Source organism: Homoserinimonas aerilata (genome assembly GCF_006716125.1).
Taxonomy (GTDB): domain Bacteria; phylum Actinomycetota; class Actinomycetes; order Actinomycetales; family Microbacteriaceae; genus Homoserinimonas; species Homoserinimonas aerilata.
The window spans coordinates 1122492-1140858 of the sequence record NZ_VFOM01000001.1; the positions used below are offsets into that span (position 1 = coordinate 1122492).

Below are 18367 nucleotides of genomic sequence, written 5' to 3' on the forward strand. Positions count from 1 at the left end.
GCCACAAGCGAGACCGGTACAAAACCCTGATTCATGACGGCGACTCCGCCGGAGAATCGAGGGAGTCCATCAGGGCCATCGACGTCCCGCTGTTTCACTCTCGAGGACGGTCCCCATGACTTCTCCGACCCCTGTTTCGCCGTTCGTGTCTTCTCCTTTCAGCACGATTCCTGCGGCAACCGGTCTGTACGACCCCAGCCAGGAGCGCGATGCCTGCGGGCTGGCCATGGTCGCCACGTTGCGCGGCACGCCGGGCCATGACATCGTCACGACGGCGCTGGATGCGCTGCGCAATCTTGAGCACCGCGGCGCGATCGGCTCGGATGCCGGCACCGGTGACGGCGCAGGCATCATCACGCAGATTCCGGATGCCTTCCTGCGGGCGGTCGTCGACTTCGAGCTGCCCAAGGTGGGCAGCTATGTCGTCGGAATGGCCTTCCTGCCGACGGATGCCGAGGCACGCAACGCGCAGAAGTCCGGCATTGAGACGCTCGCCACAGAGGAGGGCCTCGAGGTTCTCGGCTGGCGCGAGGTGCCGGTGCAGCCGGGCGAGCTCGGCAATCTTGCTCGTCAGGCGATGCCGTCGTTCGAGCAGCTGTTCCTGAAGTCGGCACGCCTCGGTGACAATGGCCAACTCCTGTCGGGGATCGCTCTCGATCGGCTGTCGTTCCGTCTGCGCAAGCGCGCCGAGCGCACGCTTGGGGCCTATTTCCCGTCGCTCAGCTGTCGCACCCTCGTCTACAAGGGCATGGTGACGACGCTGCAGCTCGAGCCGTTCTACCCGGATCTCTCCGATGAGCGCTTCACTTCCCGTCTTGCGCTCGTGCACTCGCGGTACTCGACGAACACCTTCCCGTCGTGGCCACTCGCGCAGCCTTTCCGCATGATCGCCCACAACGGTGAGATCAACACCGTTCAGGGCAACCGCAACTGGATGCGCGCCCGTCAGTCGCAGCTCGAGTCCGCCGCCCTCGGCGATCTGACCCCGCTGCTCCCGATCGTCAGCGGCGGCGCCAGCGACTCCGCCTCCTTCGATGAGGTTGTGGAGCTTCTCACCCTCGCGGGCCGAAGCCTGCCGCACGCGATGATGATGATGGTTCCGGAGGCCTACGAGAAGCAGACCGACATCGACCCCGACCTCCGCGCGTTCTACGAGTACCACTCGATGCTCATCGAGCCGTGGGACGGACCGGCCGCGCTCGTCTTCACCGACGGCATCCTCGTCGGTGCGACACTCGACCGCAACGGGCTGCGCCCGGGGCGTTTCCTCATCACCGATGACGGCCTAGTCGTGCTCGCGAGCGAGATCGGTGTCCTCGAGATCGAGCCGAGCAGGATCGTCCGCAAGGGCCGCCTGCGCCCGGGCAAGATGTTCCTCGTCGACACCGAGGCCGGCAGGCTCATCGAGGACGACGAGATCAAGGGACAGCTCGCGGCCTCCCAGCCGTGGCAGAAGTGGCTCGACGAGGGCCGCATCAACCTCAACGATCTGCCCGAGCGCGAGCACATCGTGCACACACCGGCTTCGGTCACCCGGCGTCAGCGCACCTTCGGCTACACGGAGGAGGAGGTGCGCATCCTCATCCACCCGATGGCCGAGAACGGGGCCGAGCCGATCGGCGCCATGGGATCCGACACGCCCATCGCGGTGCTCTCGGAGCGCCCGCGGCTGCTATTCGACTACTTCACCCAGCAGTTCGCGCAGGTGACGAATCCGCCGCTCGACAGCATCCGTGAAGAGGTTGTGACCTCGATGCGGGGCGGCCTCGGGCCGGAGAGAAACCTGCTCGACGCGACCCCCGAGCATGCGTACCAGATCGTGCTCGACTTCCCCGTGATCGACAACGATGAGCTGGCCAAGATCCAGCACATCGATTCTTCGCCGGGCAGCAGGACCACGACGACCATTCGCGGGCTGTACCGCTTCGACGAGGGCAAGGCCGCATTAACACACCGCCTCGCCGCCATCTGCGACGAGGTCGACGACGCCATCGAACGCGGCGCCAAGTTCATCGTGCTCTCGGACCGGGATTCGAACAAGGACCTGGCTCCCATCCCCTCCCTCCTGCTCCTCTCAACGGTCCACCACCATCTCATCCGCCGCGAGAACCGGCTCAAGGTCGGCATCATCGTCGAGGCGGGCGATGTGCGGGAAGTCCACCACGTGGCCCTGCTCATCGGTTACGGCGCCTCCGCGGTCAATCCCTATCTCGCCATGGAGACTGCGGAAGAGCTCATCCGCAACGGCACCATCACGGGCATCGATCCCGAGGTCGCCGTCCACAATCTGATCAAGGCCCTCGGCAAGGGTGTCCTGAAGATCATGTCCAAGATGGGCATCTCGGTCGTCGGCTCCTATGTCGGCGCGCAGGCCTTCGAGGCGGTCGGGCTCTCGCAGGAATTCGTCGACCAGTACTTCACAGGTACGACCAGCAAGCTCGGCGGTATCGGAATCGAGGCGATCGCGGCGGAGACCCTGGCACGCCACTACTCGGCCTACCCCGAGGAGGGCGTCTCGACGGCCCACGAGCGCCTCGCGACGGGTGGTGAGTACCAGTGGCGCCGGGAGGGGCCTCCGCACCTGTTCAACCCCGACACCATCTTCCGCCTGCAGCATTCGACGCGCACTCGCCGTTACGACATCTTCCGCGAGTACACGAAGCTCGTGGACGATCAGGCCCACGATCTCATGACGTTGCGCGGCCTCTTCACTCTCAACTCTGGTGCCCGCCCCGCCGTTCCCATCGACGAGGTCGAGCCGGTGTCCTCGATCGTCAAGCGGTTCAACACCGGTGCGATGAGCTACGGATCGATCAGCAAGGAGGCCCACGAGACCCTTGCGATCGCCATGAATCGGCTCGGTGGCCGCAGCAACACGGGGGAGGGTGGCGAGGACAACGACCGGCTGCTCGACCCGGAGCGTCGGAGCGCGATAAAGCAGGTCGCATCCGGCCGTTTCGGGGTGACGAGCATGTACCTCACGCATGCCACGGACATCCAGCTCAAGATGGCGCAGGGAGCCAAGCCCGGTGAGGGCGGCCAGCTGCCTGCGGGCAAGGTGTACCCGTGGATCGCGCGAACCCGGCACGGCACGGCCGGAGTCGGTCTGATCTCGCCTCCGCCGCACCACGACATCTATTCGATCGAGGATCTCAAGCAGCTCATCTTCGATGTGAAGCGCGCGAACCCCTCTGCCCGGGTGCACGTCAAGCTCGTGAGCCAGAGCGGTATCGGCGCGGTCGCGGCCGGCGTCTCGAAGGCCCTCGCCGACGTGGTGCTCGTCTCAGGCCACGATGGCGGAACGGGTGCGAGCCCGCTCAACTCGCTCAAGCATGCGGGCACGCCGTGGGAGCTCGGTCTCGCCGAGACCCAGCAGACGCTCATGCTGAACGGGATGCGTGACCGCGTCGTCGTGCAGGTCGACGGTCAGCTCAAGACGGGTCGTGACGTCATCGTCGCCGCCCTTCTGGGCGCGGAGGAGTACGGCTTCGCCACAGCCCCGCTCGTGGTCTCCGGCTGCATCATGATGCGCGTCTGCCACCTCGACACCTGCCCTGTCGGTGTCGCCACCCAGAACCCGGAACTGCGAGAGCGCTTCACGGGCAAGGCTGAGTACGTGGTCAACTTCTTCGAGTTCCTGGCACAGGAGGTGCGCGAGTATCTGGCCGAGCTGGGCTTCCGTTCTCTCGAGGAGGCCATCGGCCACCGCGAGGTGCTCGGCCTCGACGGCGCCATCCGTCATTGGAAGGCAGACGGTCTCGACCTGACACCCATCCTCGTCGGGCCGAAGTTCGCCGACGACGAGCCGCTCAGCAACAGGGTCGGTCAGGACCACGAACTCGATCGGCACTTCGATGTCGAGCTGATCGCCCGCTCGACCTCCGCTCTCGAACGGGGAGAGCACGTCTCGATCGAGCTCCCGATCCGCAACACCGAGCGGGCCGTCGGCACGATGCTCGGTCACGAGGTGACCAAACGTCACGGCGAGATGGGTCTGCCCTCCGACACGATCGAGGTGCGCCTGCGCGGTTCGGCCGGGCAGTCCTTGGGCGCCTTCCTGCCACCGGGAATCACCATCCGACTCGAGGGCGACAGCAACGACTATGTGGGCAAGGGTCTCTCGGGCGGGCGTGTCATCGTGCGCCCCGACCGGGAGAGCGTGTTCCCCGCGGAGCTCAACGTCATCGCCGGAAATGTCATCGGCTACGGCGCGACCCAGGGAACCATGTTCATCCGGGGCCGGGTCGGCGAACGCTTCCTGGTGCGCAACTCCGGCGCGACCGGCGTGGTCGAGGGTGTGGGCGACCATGCACTCGAGTACATGACGGGCGGCCTGGCTGTCATCCTGGGCACGACGGGGCGCAATCTGGGCGCCGGCATGTCGGGCGGCACCGCCTACGTGTACGAGCTCCGCGAGGAGCGCGTCAACCGGGAGTCGCTCACGAGCGGAGAGCTCGAGCTGCAGCCGCTCGGAAGCGGTGACATCGCGATCCTCGTCGACATGCTGCAGCAGCATCTCGACGAGACCGGCTCGACCGTTGCAGCCCGGATGCTCGCAGACATCGACGAGACCGCCAGACGCTTCGTCAAGGTCATGCCGAGGGACTACGCCGCGGTGCTCGCGACCCGCGAGGCGGCAATCGATGAAGGGCTGGATCCTGACGGCGACGTCGTCTGGGAACGAATCATGGAGGTGACTGGTGGCTGATCCGAAGGGATTCTTGAAGACCCGTTCGAGGGAGCTTCCTGCGCGTCGCCCCGTGGAGCTCAGACTCATGGACTGGAAAGAGGTCTATGAGCAGGGTGATGCCGCGACCCTCCGACGCCAGGCGGGTCGTTGCATGGACTGCGGCGTTCCGTTCTGTCATCAGGGCTGCCCCCTCGGAAACCTGATCCCCGAGTGGAACGATCTCATGCGTCGTGGCGAGGGCCAGCAGGCGGTCGAGCGCTTGCATGCGACGAACAACTTTCCCGAGTTCACGGGTCGGCTGTGCCCCGCCCCGTGTGAGAGTTCCTGTGTGCTCGGCATCAGCCAGCCGCCCGTCACGATCAAGCAGGTCGAGGTGTCGATCATCGACCAGGCCTGGGCCAACGACTGGGTCGTGCCGCACCCGCCCGAGCGACTCACGGGCAAGACCGTCGCCGTCGTCGGCTCGGGCCCTGCCGGCCTCGCCGCTGCCCAGCAGCTCACCCGCGCCGGGCACACTGTCGCCGTCTTCGAGCGCGACGACCGTATCGGGGGCCTGCTCCGCTATGGCATCCCGGACTTCAAGATGGAGAAGAAGGTGCTCGACCAGCGGCTCAAGCAGATGCAGGCTGAGGGCACCCGCTTCCGTGCCGGTGTGAACATCGGCGTCGACATCGGCTGGGGCGAGCTGCGGGAACGCTACGACGCGGTGGTCATTGCCACAGGGGCGACCGTTCCGCGCGATCTCCCCATCCCGGGCCGCGACTTCGCAGGCGTGCATTTCGCGATGGAGTATCTGGTCGAGCAGAACAGGGTCGGCGCCGGCGATCGAGTCGTCGACCAGATCACGGCCGAGGGCAAGCATGTCGTCGTGCTGGGCGGTGGCGACACAGGTGCAGACTGCATCGGCACAGCGCACCGTCAGAACGCGCTCTCGGTCACGAACCTCGCGATCGGCACGCAGCCGCCCAGCGAGCGGCCGGAGCACCAGCCCTGGCCGACCGCGCCGACTCTCTTCGAGGTGCAGAGCGCCCACGAGGAGGGTGGCGAGCGGGCCTTCCTCGCTTCGACCGTCGAGTTCCTGTCGAACGAGGTCGGAGAGGTGCGGGCCATCCGTGTCGCGGAGACCGAGTACGTCGATGGCCGTCGCGTGCCGAAGTCGGGAACGGAGCGGGAGATCCCTGCGGATCTCGTGCTCCTCGCACTCGGCTTCACGGGTGCCGAGAGCCAGGATCTGGAGGGGCAGCTCGAGCTGCAGTTCGACCGCGGTACCCCGGTTCGCGGCTCGACCTACGAGACCGAGCAGTCGGGTGTCTTCGTGGCTGGCGATGCCGGCCGCGGTCAGTCCCTGATCGTCTGGGCGATCGCGGAGGGCCGCGCTGTGGCCTCCGAGGTCGACCGCTTCCTTGAGGGGGAGACGCTGCTTCCCGCCCCGGTCCGTCCGACGGATCGACCGATATCGCTGTGACCGCCAGAATGGATGCCGTGGGCCGGTTTGCCGACCACGGCATCCTGACCCCTAGGCTGTTCCCTAGCCGACTAATTTCGTCGGATCCGACAGAAAGATGTGAATGAGACGCGCAAAGATTGTCGCCACACTTGGACCGGCGACGTCCAGCTACGAAGACATTCGGGCCATCATCGAAGCAGGTGTTGATGTCGCTCGTATGAATCTGAGCCACGGCAGCTACGCCGTGCACGAGGAGATCTACGAAAAGGTACGCAAGGCGGCGGATGCCGTCGGCAAGCCGGTCGCCGTTCTGGTCGACCTGCAGGGCCCCAAGATCCGACTCGCCAAGTTCTCCAACGGCCCCCACTTCCTTGAGGTCGGCGACATCTTCAAGATCACGACCGACGAGGTCGAGGGCACCAAGGAGATCTGCGGCACCACCTACAAGGGCCTCCCGGGCGATGTGAAGCCGGGCGATACCCTGCTGATCGACGACGGCCGCGTGAAGCTTCGCGCGATCTCCTCCGATGGCACCACGGTGACGACTGAGACCGTCGTCGCTGGCAATGTCTCCAACAACAAGGGCATCAACCTACCCGGTGTCGCTGTGAACGTTCCGGCGCTGTCCGAGAAGGATGAGGATGACCTGCGCTGGGGCCTCAAGCTGGGCGCCGACTACATCGCCCTCTCCTTCGTGCGCAATGCGGAGGATGTCGTGCGCGTGCACGAGATCATGGACGAGGAGGGCATCCGCCTTCCCGTGATCGCCAAGATCGAGAAGCCGCAGGCGGTCGACAACCTCGAGGGCATCATCGACGCCTTCGACGGCATCATGGTCGCTCGCGGTGATCTGGGTGTCGAGCTTCCGCTCGAGCAGGTGCCGATCGTGCAGAAGCACGCTGTCGAGCTGTGTCGCCGCATGGCGAAGCCGGTCATTGTGGCCACGCAGATGCTTGAGTCGATGATCTCGAGCCCGATCCCGACCCGCGCCGAGACATCGGATGTCGCGAACGCGGTTCTCGACGGTGCGGATGCGGTCATGCTGAGCGGTGAGACCAGCGTCGGCGAGTATCCCGTCGTGACGGTTCAGACGATGGCCCGCATCATCAGCTCGACTGAGGAGCACGGCCTCGACCGGGTTCCGCCGCTCGGCACGAAGCCGCGCACCCAGGGCGGCGCGATCACCCTCGCTGCGGCCGAGGTCGCCGAGTTCGTGGGGGCGAAGTTCTTGTGCGTGTTCACCGAGTCTGGTGACTCGGTGCGGCGCATGACCCGCCTGCGCAACGGCATCCCGATCCTGGGCTTCACACCATCGGCCAACATCCTGCGTCGCATGTCGCTCAGCTGGGGTGTGCAGAGCTTCCTCGTCGACCGGGTGAAGCACACCGACTCGATGTTCAAGCAGGTCGATGAGATTCTGCTGGCGAACGGGCTTGCTGAGGAGGGCGACAAGGTCATCGTGATCTCCGGTTCCCCTCCCGGAATCGCGGGCTCGACGAACGACCTGCGCGTGCACAGCGTGGGCGACGCGAAGAACGCGGCGGCACCCGTGTGGGCGGCGAAGGACTCGAAGTAGCGTTTCTGCGGTCGATGGCGTGGCCGGGCTCGTGCCCGGTCACGCCATCGGCGGCTCAGCGCTGTTACGTTCAGAATGCATAACGAGGTGGCGTCGGCAACACATTTTGTCCCCATTGCTTATACACTCCCGAGTGTGGATGCACTCGAAACGGTTCATGCCGAGCCTCGTTATCTCGCGGATCACCCCAACTATCGCGTGAACTTCTGGGAGCGGCCCCGCCCAGGGCAGGCCTGGAATTTGGAGGCGTTCGCACTGACCAAAGTATCGAGCGTCGCCGAGGTTCTGAAGTGGGTTGACGAGCACGTAGATGGCCGCCGGTTCGAAGTTTTCGCTGAGACGGATGATGAATCTCATCGATCATTCGACAGCCCACGAAGGTCTGGGCTACTCCGATTACTGGGTAGTAATCCCAATGACAGCGAGAAACTTGATAAGACTTAGGAGGCCTTGGCTAAGTCCCAGTTCCCAGCGCGCGAGCCGCGCCGGATCCAAGTTTCCCACAAGCCGACTTCGGAAAGGCTGAAGGGGACGTTCCTCCTTCCCATCTCTCCTCGAGCGGACATGAGGCTACTGGCCGGAATAGAACGATCCCAGCAGGTGTGTGCCGTTACACGGCCAGATCAGAGCGAACAAAGATGACAGCGATGTCTTCACTACTCAGTGTTTCGCGATCTACTGCGACGCGGGCAAGCCCGCACGCGACTGGCTGAGTGAGACCGAATCCCTTGTTCGTTGCGGGCCCGCTGAGCACATAACCTGGCGGGGGCGCGAGTATACCCTGTGCCCAGCCTTGAAATACTCCGGGCCCCTCATCGCACGGGACGGCTCTATTGATCTGGAGGGTCTTGTTGCCGGGAATGATGTTCTTCGGAGCTGCGCCCCACTGCTGATAGTTCGGCGACACCCTTATAAGAGAGTACGAGGCCGTCAAGCTCCCAGGGGCGACGGTACAAGTAAAAACAGCCACGCCGTTTATCGTTCCCGAAACGTGGTGGGATCCATGTACATACTGAACATTCATAGTGCATCCCATCGACGGTGCCAGCACACTTAACTCTGCTTCTGACAACTCTGGCCCGGCGGCCGGCAAGACCGTGAGTTCAAGGCCGTCGGTCGTGAAGAGAGTGCTGCCATCGCCGTTTGGAATGCCTATTATTTTCGAACTTGGTACGGAATCCGCGGTGCCCGACGAGTAGGAAACCCCCGCACTCGCCGGACCGCCGATGGCAACAACGCTCACCAGCGCAAGCCCGCCTACGATAGTGTTTATCCGGGCACTTCGTTTCATCACGATCTCTCTTTCCGTGAGAAGAATTAGTCAATATTGACCCCTCAGCGGATGTACCAACCAATAGACCGCGCCGTCCACCCCCCTCTTTTTGAACTGCCAACGAGTGGAACTGGTGTTGTTTGGTTAGAGGCCGGTGGCCAAACGTCGCATCCGGACAAGAATTCATAGCCGCGCACCCAGGGCGGCGCCATCACCCTCGCTGCAGCCGAGGTCGCCGAGTTCGCGGCGGCGAAGTTCTTGTGCATGTTCATCGAGTTGGGTGACCCGGGTGCGCAACGGCATCCCGATCCTGGGCTTCACAGGGACTCGATGTCCAAGCAGGTCGATGAGATTCTGCTGGCGAACGGGCTTGCTGAGGAGGGCGACAAGGTCATCGTGATCTCCGGTTCCCCTCCCGGAATCGCGGGCTCGACGAACGATCTGCGCGTGCACAGCGTGGGTGACGCGAAGAACGCCGCTGCTCCCGTGTGGGAGAAGCCCGCGAAGTAGTCGCGTCTTCAGGCGACGGCGTGAACAGCTTCCGCTGTTCACGCCGTCGTCTTTTATGCGCGCAGCAGGGTGTCGTCGATGCGTTCGGGCGTGAACCCGCGGCCGACGACACGGGCGGCGATCCGTCGGAGGAGGGGCAGCACGACCGCTGCGATCGCCCGCTGCCACCATGTCATCGGGTTCGGCAGGAACGCGCCACCGCCGGGCTTCGCGATCACCTCGTGCAATCGCATCTGCAGTCTCTGCATGCGCACGACCGCGCGCATCCGTCTGACCTGTATCGCGGTGAGCTGTTGCAGGGTGACACGGCCTTCGGCGAGGGGGCCGGCGAGGAGGTTCGCCGTGGCCACAGCATCCTGAATGGCGTAGTTCACACCGACACCGAATGCGGGAGACATCGCATGAGCGGCGTCACCGATGCAGAGTAGTCCGTCGCGCGCCCAGGTGCCGAGGCGGCCGATCTGCACGGTGAGCAGTTTGACCTCGTCCCAGCTGGCGATTGCCGCAACCTCGCCGTGCAGCACCGGGGCAACCGTCACGATGCTCTGCCGGAGGGCATCGAGCCCAGCCGCTTGGATGGCGGGGTAGTGGCCTTTGGGGATGAGCATGCCGCACTGCAGATAGCCTTCGCGGGGGATGGTGATGAGCGCGGCTTCATCATCGAGGTAGGCGAGGGTGTCGCGCAGCACCTCGGCCGGCCGGCCGGTGCGGAACCACAACACATCGACCGCGACGCCGTGGTCTGTATAGGGCAGCTCGGATGCGCGCCGCAGCACCGAATCGCGGCCGTCAGCCGCCACGGTGAGGGCCGCACTGATGCTGGTTCGCACGGGGTTGCCCTCCGAGCCGGTGATGGTGGCGTCGCATCCGATGACCGTGTCGCCGTCGAATCTGAGGCCGGTGGCCTCTGCACCCATGAGGAGGCGCAGCTTCGGATGCCGTTTGCCCTCCTCCGCGAGCAGTGACAGGAAGTCCCACTGGGGCATGAGCGCGATGCGGCGGTTTCGCCCGCCGAGGTGGCCGAAGTCGACGGGGGTGAGCCTGTTGCCGTTGACGACGATGTCGAGGGTGCGGATGGAGCTCTGCCGGATGGCGTTGAAACGTTCGGTGAGGCCGAGCTGGTCGATGAGGTCGAGCGTCGACGGGTGAATGGTGTCACCGCGGAAGTCGCGAAAGAAGTCGACGTGTTTCTCCAGCACGACGGTGTCGATGCCCGCTCGGGCAAGAAGAAGCCCGAGCATCATGCCGGCGGGGCCGCCTCCGACGATGCAGCAGGTGGTCTCGAGCGTCTCTCCGTCCATGCGAACTCCGTCCGTCACCTCAACGGTATTCCGATTCTGTGGCGACGCCAGCAGAATCTGCCGCCCGCTCGCGCTGTGAACCACACGGGCTGCTTTTACGAGGCCGTTCGAACCCTGTGCTGGCGATTCTGGTCGACCTTGCCGCTCGCCTGACGTGGGTGTTGCGCGTGGCGGTAGTGCTCGCCAGGCTCCTTGTTATCGATGCTGAGAATGTGGTTAAAGGATGATCCATCTCCATCGCGGGAGTAAAGCGTCTGTGCCGGTGGTGGGGGTCGAACCCACACGTTCTTTCGAACAAAGCATTTTGAGTGCTCCGCGTCTGCCATTCCGCCACACCGGCGCACAGTAACGACGTTCAGAATACCGTAGGCTTTACGACGTGGCAGACCAGGAAACAACACAGGCCCCCCGTCGCGTCGTCGTAGCGGAGGATGAGTCGCTCATCCGGCTCGACATCGTCGAGACTCTCCGCGACAACGGATTCGACGTCGTCGGCGAGGCTGGCGACGGCGAAGCGGCAGTCGCGCTCGCAACAGAGTTGCGCCCCGACCTGGTCATCATGGATGTGAAGATGCCGCTCCTCGACGGCATCTCCGCCGCCGAGAGGCTCACCAAGAACCACATCGCCCCCGTCGTCCTCCTCACGGCCTTCAGCCAGAAGGAGCTCGTCGAGCGCGCAACCGAGGCCGGCGCGCTGGCCTACGTGGTCAAGCCCTTCACCCCCAACGACCTGCTGCCGGCGATCGAGATCGCCCTCGCCCGCTACGCGCAGATCATCGCCCTCGAGTCGGAGGTCACCGACCTCGTCGAGCGGTTTGAGACCCGCAAGCTCGTCGACCGGGCCAAGGGCATCCTGAACGAGAAGATGGGCCTCACCGAGCCGGAGGCGTTCCGCTGGATTCAGAAGGCGTCGATGGATCGTCGCCTCACCATGCACGACGTCGCCAAGACGATCATCGACCAGTTCGCGCCCAAGAAGTAGCGTCTACTACCGCTGGTCGCGGAGCATGTTCGTCATGCGCACGGTCGACAGGCGGTTGCCGTCGTCATCCGTGATGACGATCTCGTGTGTGGCTAGTGTGCGGCCGAGGCTGATCGAGCGGCACGTTCCCGTGACCCAGCCCTCCGTCACCGAGCGGCTGTGCGTCGCGTTGATCTCGATGCCGACGGCGTAGCGACCCGGCCCCGCATGGATGGCCGAGGAGATCGAGCCGAGCGACTCGCCGAGCACGACATGCGCGCCGCCGTGCAGCAGGCCGACCACCTGACGATTGCCTTCGACGGGCATCCGCGCGACCGAGTACTCGGCCGAGAGCTCGATGAACTCGATGCCCATCCGGCGGGGCAGTTCGCCGCCGCCCGAATCGGCCAGCCGGGCGATGAGCTCGGGGGAGAGGTCGGGCGGGAGCTTCGTCATCGAGGGCCTTTCGTGCATCCTGCGGTCGGCCTGTCAGCGGCCCCCGTTAGGCTGACTGTGTGTCGGACAACAAGAAGCCTACCCTCCTCGTAATCGACGGTCACTCGCTGGCCTTCCGAGCGTTCTACGCGCTCCCTGTCGACAGTTTCGTGAACCGGGAGGGGCAGCACACCAACGCCATCCACGGTTTCATCTCGATGCTCCTTCTGCTGCTGCAGCAGGAGAAGCCGACGCATCTCGCCGTCGCTTTCGACATCTCGCGTTACTCCTTCCGCACCCGCGAGTACCCCGAATACAAGGGCACGCGCGGCGAGACTCCTCCCGAGTTCATCGGCCAGATCCCGCTCCTCGAAGAGGCGTTGGCGGCGATGAACATCACGACGATCACCAAAGAGGACTACGAGGCCGACGACATCCTCGCCACTCTCGCGGCGCAGGGCGCGCAGCAGGGCTTCCGGGTGCTCGTCGTCAGCGGCGACCGCGACGCGATCCAGCTCGTGAACGACGACGTCACGCTGCTCTACCCGAACGCCCGCGGCGTCTCCGAGCTCAAGCGTTACGACCATGACGCTGTCGTCGAGCGTTACGGCATCCGGCCCGAGCAGTATCCGGATGTCGCGGCGCTCGTCGGCGAGACCAGCGACAACCTGATCGGCATCGACAAGGTCGGCGAGAAGACCGCCGTGAAGTGGATCAACCTCTACGGCGGCCTCGACCAGATCCTCGAGCACGCCGACGAGATCAAGGGTGTCGTGGGCGAGAAGCTGCGCGAGCAGAAGGAGAACGCGATTCGCAATCGCCGCCTCAACCGGCTCGTCAACGATGTCGACCTGCCCGTCGGCCCCGCAGATCTCGAACGCCAGAAGATCAACCCGGCCGCCGTGCGGGAGGTCTTCGACAAGCTCCAGTTCAAGACGCTGTTGGAGCGCGTTCTCAAGATCGCCGCCGCCGAGGGTGGCACGGATGCCGTGGCAGACACCGCTGAGGTCATCGAGACTCCCGCAGAACAGCTCGCCCCCGTCGTCCGCACGCTCATCGACGAGGAGCTCGCGCAGTGGCTGTCCCGGCACTCAGCCGGGTCCTCTCCGCTCGGGCTCCAGGTGGAGATGGGGCCGGATGGCGTGACAGGCTTCGGCATCGCCGCCGCTGACGACACGGTCTATGTACCGTGGGCGACGGGTCGGCCGGATTATGCGGCGCTCGAGGACTGGCTCGCGGGAGAGTCGCCGAAGTACCTCTTCGACTCCAAACGCCAACTGAAAGCACTCCGCACCGCTGGGCTCGAACTCGGCGGAATCGCGTTCGACACGACGATCGCCGCCTGGCTCATCCGACCGGGCGGCAAGTCCCAGGATCTCGCAGGCCAGGCCTACACCGTCCTCGGCGAGACTCTCGACGTGGCCGACCCCAACCAGCTGGTGCCGGAGGTCGAGGCTCTCAGCCCGGCGACGGAGGCCTGGCATGTGCTCCGCATCGCCGAGGCCCTCGCCGCCCAGATGGAGCCCGGAACCCGCCGCGTGCTCGACGACATCGAACTGCCCATAGTCCCCGTGCTCGCCACGATGGAACTCAGCGGCATCACGGTGAGCGCCTCGATACTGGCCGACCTCAAATCCCGGCTCTCCGCATCCGCCGCCGACTTCGCCTCCCAGGCCTTCGCCGAGATCGGCCACGAGGTGAACCTCGGTTCGCCGAAACAGCTGCAGCAGGTGCTGTTCGAAGAGCTGGGCATGCCCAAGACCCGCGCCAACAAGACCGGATACTCAACGGATGCGGCATCACTGGCCGATCTCCAGGAGAAGTCACCGCATCCGTTCCTGGGCCTGCTGCTGCAGCACCGCGACGTCACCAAGCTCGGGCAGATCGTCGAGACGCTGGAGAAGGCGGTCGGCGCCGACGGCCGCATCCACACGACCTACGACCAGACGGGCACGAGCACGGGGCGCATCTCGTCGAACGACCCGAACCTGCAGAACATCCCCGTCAAGACGGAGGTCGGGCGCGAGATCCGCTCCTCCTTCGAGCACGGCGCAGAATTCTCGACCCTCCTCACCGCCGACTATTCGCAGATCGAGATGCGCATCATGGCGCACCTCTCCGGAGATGAGGGCCTCATCGAGGCCTTCAACGCCGGCGAAGACCTGCACCGTTTCGTCGGATCACGCATCTTCCACGTCGACCCCGCCGAGGTCACCCCGCTCATGCGCACCAAGGTGAAGGCGATGTCGTACGGGCTCGCCTACGGCCTGAGCGCATTCGGTCTCTCCAAGCAGCTGCGCATCGACGTCGCCGAGGCGAAGCAGCTCATGACCGACTACTTCGAGCGCTTCGGCGCAGTTCGCGACTACCTCCGCGGCGTGGTGACGCAGGCCCGCGAAGACGGCTACACCGAGACCATCTTCGGCCGCCGCCGGCCGTTCGGCGACCTCAACTCCAAGAACAGGGTGCTGCGCGAGAATGCGGAGCGCGCGGCGCTCAACGCCCCCATCCAGGGTTCCGCGGCAGACATCATGAAGATCGCCATGATCGGCGTCGCCGGTGACCTGAGCAGCCAGGGGATGCGCTCGCGCCTTCTCCTCCAGGTCCACGACGAACTCATCTTCGAGGTCGCCGAGGGTGAGCTTGAAGCCCTCACCAGCGTCGTGACCACGCGCATGGGCGGAGCAGCGCAGCTTTCCGTGCCGCTCGATGTGCAGATCGGCACAGGAGACAACTGGGACGACGCCGCGCACTGACCCACCGCTCGGTCAAGCTCCTCGTGCTGAGCCGTGCGCCTCGCCTAGGCTCGGTCGCATGACTGATCAGAACCCTCATCCTGCCCGCCCCGCGACCCGCATCGACGACATCGCCGAGGGCTGGGTCGAGACGATCGTGGAGCTGCAGCCGGAGCTCGCGACATACATGGGGCTTCCCGGCAGGCTGGCGGAGTTCGGTGACTACTCGCCCGACGGCCACGAGGCGATGGCCTCCGCACAGAGTGAGGTTCTCGTCGAACTCGGCTCTGCGGAGCCGATCGACGCAGTCGACACCGTCACCCTCGCCGACCTGCGCTCCGAACTGTCGCTCTCCCTCGAAGCGCACGCCGCAGGCCTGCACCTTCGTGACCTGAACGTGCTCGCCTCACCCGCCACCGAGATCCGCGAGATCTTCGACCTCATGCCGACGAAGTCGGAGGAGGACTGGTCGAATGTGTCCGGTCGGCTCGGTGGTGTGGCGGGCGCGCTCGACGGCTACATCCGCACCCTGCGCCAGGGCATGGCGGAGGGGATGACCCCGGCCCGGCGGCAGGTGCTTGCGGTCGCCGCGCAGACGGCCCGTACCGCCCGGCCCGATGGCTTCTTCGCCGAGCTCGCGAGCCAGGCGACGGATGTCCCCGAATCCCTGAAGCAGGATCTCGCCAACGGGGCGGCATCCGCTTCGGAGGCCTACGCACGGTTCACCGCATTCCTGGAGGGGGAGCTCGCGCCCGCAGCAAGCGAGATCGACGCCGTCGGCCGTGACGCCTACTCGCTGCACTCACGGCGTTTCCTCGGCTCGGCGATCGATCTCGACGAGACGTACGAGTGGGGGATCGACGAGCTCGCACGGATGCGCGCAGAGCAGGAGGCGACCGCCCGCGAGATCAGCCCCGGGGCATCCGTCGACGAGGCCATCGCCGTACTCGACGCCGACCCGGCCCGCAGGCTGCACGGCACCGATGCCCTGCAGCGCTGGATGCAGGAGCTCAGCGACCGCGTCGTCGACGAGCTGTCGCGCGAACAGTTCGACATCCCCGACGAGATCCGGCGGCTCGAATGCATGATCGCGCCCACCCAAGACGGCGGCATCTACTACACGGGGCCCGCCGACGACTTCTCCCGGCCGGGACGCATGTGGTGGTCTGTTCCGGTGGGCGTGACCGAGTTCTCGACGTGGCGCGAGAAGACGACCGTGTTCCACGAGGGTGTGCCCGGGCATCACCTTCAGATCGGGCAGGCCGTCGTCAACAGGGCGGAGTTGAACACGTGGCGCCGCCAGCTCGCGGGCACCTCCGGCCACGCGGAGGGTTGGGCTCTGTATGCCGAGCGGCTCATGCAGCAGCTCGGCTACCTCGACGACCCCGCGGACCGACTGGGGATGCTCGACGCCCAGCGCATGCGCGCCGCGCGGGTCGTGCTCGACCTGGGTGTGCACCTCGGCAAGCCGCGCCTCGACGGCAGCGGCGAGTGGGACTTCGGCTACGCACTGGAGTTCTTCCGCGCGAACTGCCACGAGAGCGATCCGAGCACGCTCTTCGAGGTGAACCGGTACTTCGGATGGCCGGGGCAGGCCCCGTCATACAAGGTCGGGCAGCGACTGTGGGAGGAACTCCGCGACGAGCTCGCCCGCCGCGAGGGCCCCAGCTTCTCGGTGCGTGACTTCCACAGCCGCTCGCTCGCGCTCGGCGGGGTCGGGCTGGACACGCTGCGCAGCGCCGTGCTGGGGGAGTAGATGCCGCCTTCCCCCTATGAGGCGGCGCTCGGCGAGCGAATGGCACTACTGCATCCGCGGCTCCTCGCCTATTTCTCGCGCATCCCGGATGGCTCTCACGGTCACGGCGAGGGTGTGTTTCATACGGTGGGAACCCCGCGGCGCTGGCTCTGGCCCATCCTCGCGTTGCTTGCGCGCCGCGGCATCCTGTTCCCCGTCTGGGCGAGCGAGGTGCCCTTCACCGTCACCAATTCGCCAGTACCTCACGCAGGGCCCGCCGTCGCGGCGACGCGAACCTTCCACTTCGCGTCGGGCGACCGCTCGATGGTCGACGAGATCGGGTGGAACGGCTCCGCGCTCGTCGACCATCTCGGACTCGGCAACAGGCTCGTCGCCGCCTTCGACGCCGCGATCGTCGATGAGGCGTTGCTGCTCGTCTCAACCGGGGTCGGGGTTCGAACGGGGCGGAACATCCTGTGGTCACCTCGATGGTGTGCGCCGCGAGTCTCGCTGGAGGAACGCTTCGACGATGATGCCGGGCTGCAGCGCGTGAGTGTGGTCCTGAGTCATCCTCTGCTCGGTAGGCTCTATGAGTACGCCGGATCGTTCCATTACGGGATACGGCAGGGGGAGGCATCCGCATGACGAAGCGTGTTGTTGTTGCCGGAGCATCGGGGTTCATCGGTCGCCGGCTCGTGGATGCCTATCGCGCGGAGGGTGCGACGGTGAGCACGATCGGGCGCAGCGGCGCGGACGCCGTCTGGGGCGACCACGAGGCGATCGTGCGCCTGCTCGACGGCGCAGACCTGCTCGTCAACCTCGCGGGCAGGAGCGTGAACTGCCGATACAACGCCCGCAATCGCGCGGTCATCCTACGCTCCCGCATCGACACCACCCGTGAACTTGCGGATGCCGTGAGGTCGGCAGAGGCGCCGCCGCGTCTGTGGGTGAACTCCTCGACTGCGACCATCTACCGGCACGCCGACGACGGGCCGATGACGGAGTCCACGGGCGAGATCGGCTCCGGCTTCTCCGTCGACGTGGCGACCGCCTGGGAGCGCGAGTTCTTCGACGGCGAGCTGCCCAGCACGCGTCGGGTCGCCCTGCGCATCGCGATCGTGCTCGGCAACGGCAGCGTCATGCCGCCGCTGATCAGACTCGCCCGTTTCGGGCTCGGCGGGCCACAGCTCGACGGTCGCTGGTTCGCCACCCGTGCACGGAGGCGTGCGGGCACCTTCCATGAGTACAGGGCAACGCATGGCCGACAGCGATTCAGCTGGATCCACATCGATGACGTCGTGGGTGTCATCCGCTTCGTTGAGGCCAATGAGCACATCGAGGGCGTCGTCAACGCGTCGTCGCCGAATCCCTCCGACAGCGCGTCTCTCATGGCGACGATCCGCCGGCTCCTCGGCGTGCCCTTCGGCTTCCCTGCTTTCCGCTGGATGCTCGAGCTCGGCTCAATCGCGATCCGCACCGAGACAGAGCTGGTGTTGAAGAGCCGCTGGGTCGTACCGGAGCGCCTGACGGCGGAGGGATACCGCTTCGAGCAGCCCGATCTGGAGCCGGCGATCGCGCAGATCCTGTCGTTGGCGAAGGGCTCTCGAACACGCTAAGCTTGACTGTCACTCGTGTGACGTCCTATCCGCTTGTCACGGCGAAATCAACGCTTTTTCTTCGTCCGTGGCCTGATTATGTGCCGAT

The 18367-nt window shown here is 65.5% G+C and carries 11 protein-coding genes, 1 tRNA gene and 1 pseudogene; 9 read left to right on the plus strand and 4 right to left on the minus strand.

What is annotated here, in order from left to right:
* Nucleotides 1-115 precede the first annotated feature (115 nt).
* The 3 genes from gltB (at nt 116) to pyk (ending at nt 7713) form a co-directional block, all read left to right on the plus strand.
* Nucleotides 116-4708, plus strand: coding sequence for a glutamate synthase large subunit (gene gltB, locus FB562_RS05305; protein WP_141880190.1), 4593 nt, complete (start codon nt 116-118; stop codon nt 4706-4708).
* Nucleotides 4701-6155 (plus strand): glutamate synthase subunit beta, encoded by a 1455-nt coding sequence (locus tag FB562_RS05310; protein WP_141880191.1) that lies wholly within the window; start codon nt 4701-4703, stop codon nt 6153-6155. The genes gltB and FB562_RS05310 overlap by 8 nt, the downstream gene beginning before the upstream one ends.
* Before the next feature lie 103 nt (nt 6156-6258).
* The gene (gene pyk / locus FB562_RS05315) at nt 6259-7713 is read left to right on the plus strand and encodes a pyruvate kinase (protein ID WP_141880192.1); all 1455 of its coding nucleotides are present in this window, start codon (nt 6259-6261) and stop codon (nt 7711-7713) included.
* Nucleotides 7714-8323: 610 nt separating this feature from the next.
* Here the strand turns inward: pyk and FB562_RS05325 are convergent.
* Complete coding sequence (locus tag FB562_RS05325; RefSeq protein WP_141880193.1) at nt 8324-8956, minus strand: hypothetical protein; 633 nt, start codon at nt 8954-8956, stop codon at nt 8324-8326.
* Between the two features lie 219 nt (nt 8957-9175).
* Here FB562_RS05325 and FB562_RS13960 point away from each other — a divergent pair.
* Nucleotides 9176-9496, plus strand: a pseudogene (locus FB562_RS13960) (pyruvate kinase alpha/beta domain-containing protein); the annotation flags it as partial.
* A gap of 53 nt (nt 9497-9549) precedes the next feature.
* Here FB562_RS13960 and FB562_RS05335 read toward each other — a convergent pair.
* Both FB562_RS05335 and FB562_RS05340 read right to left on the minus strand, forming a co-directional pair.
* The gene (locus tag FB562_RS05335; protein ID WP_141880195.1) at nt 9550-10797 is read right to left on the minus strand and encodes an FAD-dependent oxidoreductase; all 1248 of its coding nucleotides are present in this window, start codon (nt 10795-10797) and stop codon (nt 9550-9552) included.
* Between the two features lie 257 nt (nt 10798-11054).
* Nucleotides 11055-11137: transfer RNA gene (locus FB562_RS05340), tRNA-Leu, on the minus strand.
* A gap of 39 nt (nt 11138-11176) precedes the next feature.
* On the opposite strand from FB562_RS05340, the gene FB562_RS05345 reads away from it, so the two are divergent.
* Complete coding sequence (locus FB562_RS05345; RefSeq protein ID WP_141880196.1) at nt 11177-11779, plus strand: ANTAR domain-containing response regulator; 603 nt, start codon at nt 11177-11179, stop codon at nt 11777-11779.
* 6 nt (nt 11780-11785) lie between these two features.
* Here FB562_RS05345 and FB562_RS05350 read toward each other — a convergent pair whose 3' ends face one another.
* A complete protein-coding gene (locus tag FB562_RS05350) occupies nt 11786-12214 on the minus strand; it encodes a PaaI family thioesterase (RefSeq protein WP_246081345.1) in 429 nt (142 codons plus the stop codon).
* Between the two features lie 59 nt (nt 12215-12273).
* Here FB562_RS05350 and polA point away from each other — a divergent pair, with 59 nt between their 5' ends.
* Genes polA through FB562_RS05370 form a run of 4 tightly spaced genes read left to right on the plus strand, consistent with a single transcriptional unit; the run spans nt 12274 to nt 18279 of the window.
* Nucleotides 12274-14949, plus strand: a complete 2676-nt coding sequence (gene polA / locus FB562_RS05355; RefSeq protein ID WP_141880198.1) for a DNA polymerase I — start codon at nt 12274-12276, stop codon at nt 14947-14949.
* A 58-nt stretch (nt 14950-15007) separates the two neighbouring features.
* Nucleotides 15008-16684: a DUF885 domain-containing protein gene (locus FB562_RS05360; RefSeq protein WP_141880199.1), complete on the plus strand. Its 1677-nt coding sequence runs from the start codon at nt 15008-15010 to the stop codon at nt 16682-16684.
* Nucleotides 16685-17308: a DUF4166 domain-containing protein gene (locus tag FB562_RS05365; protein ID WP_141880200.1), complete on the plus strand. Its 624-nt coding sequence runs from the start codon at nt 16685-16687 to the stop codon at nt 17306-17308.
* Nucleotides 17305-18279 (plus strand): epimerase, encoded by a 975-nt coding sequence (locus FB562_RS05370; RefSeq protein WP_141880201.1) that lies wholly within the window; start codon nt 17305-17307, stop codon nt 18277-18279. Before FB562_RS05365 ends, FB562_RS05370 begins: the two co-directional genes overlap by 4 nt.
* Nucleotides 18280-18367: the final 88 nt, after the last annotated feature.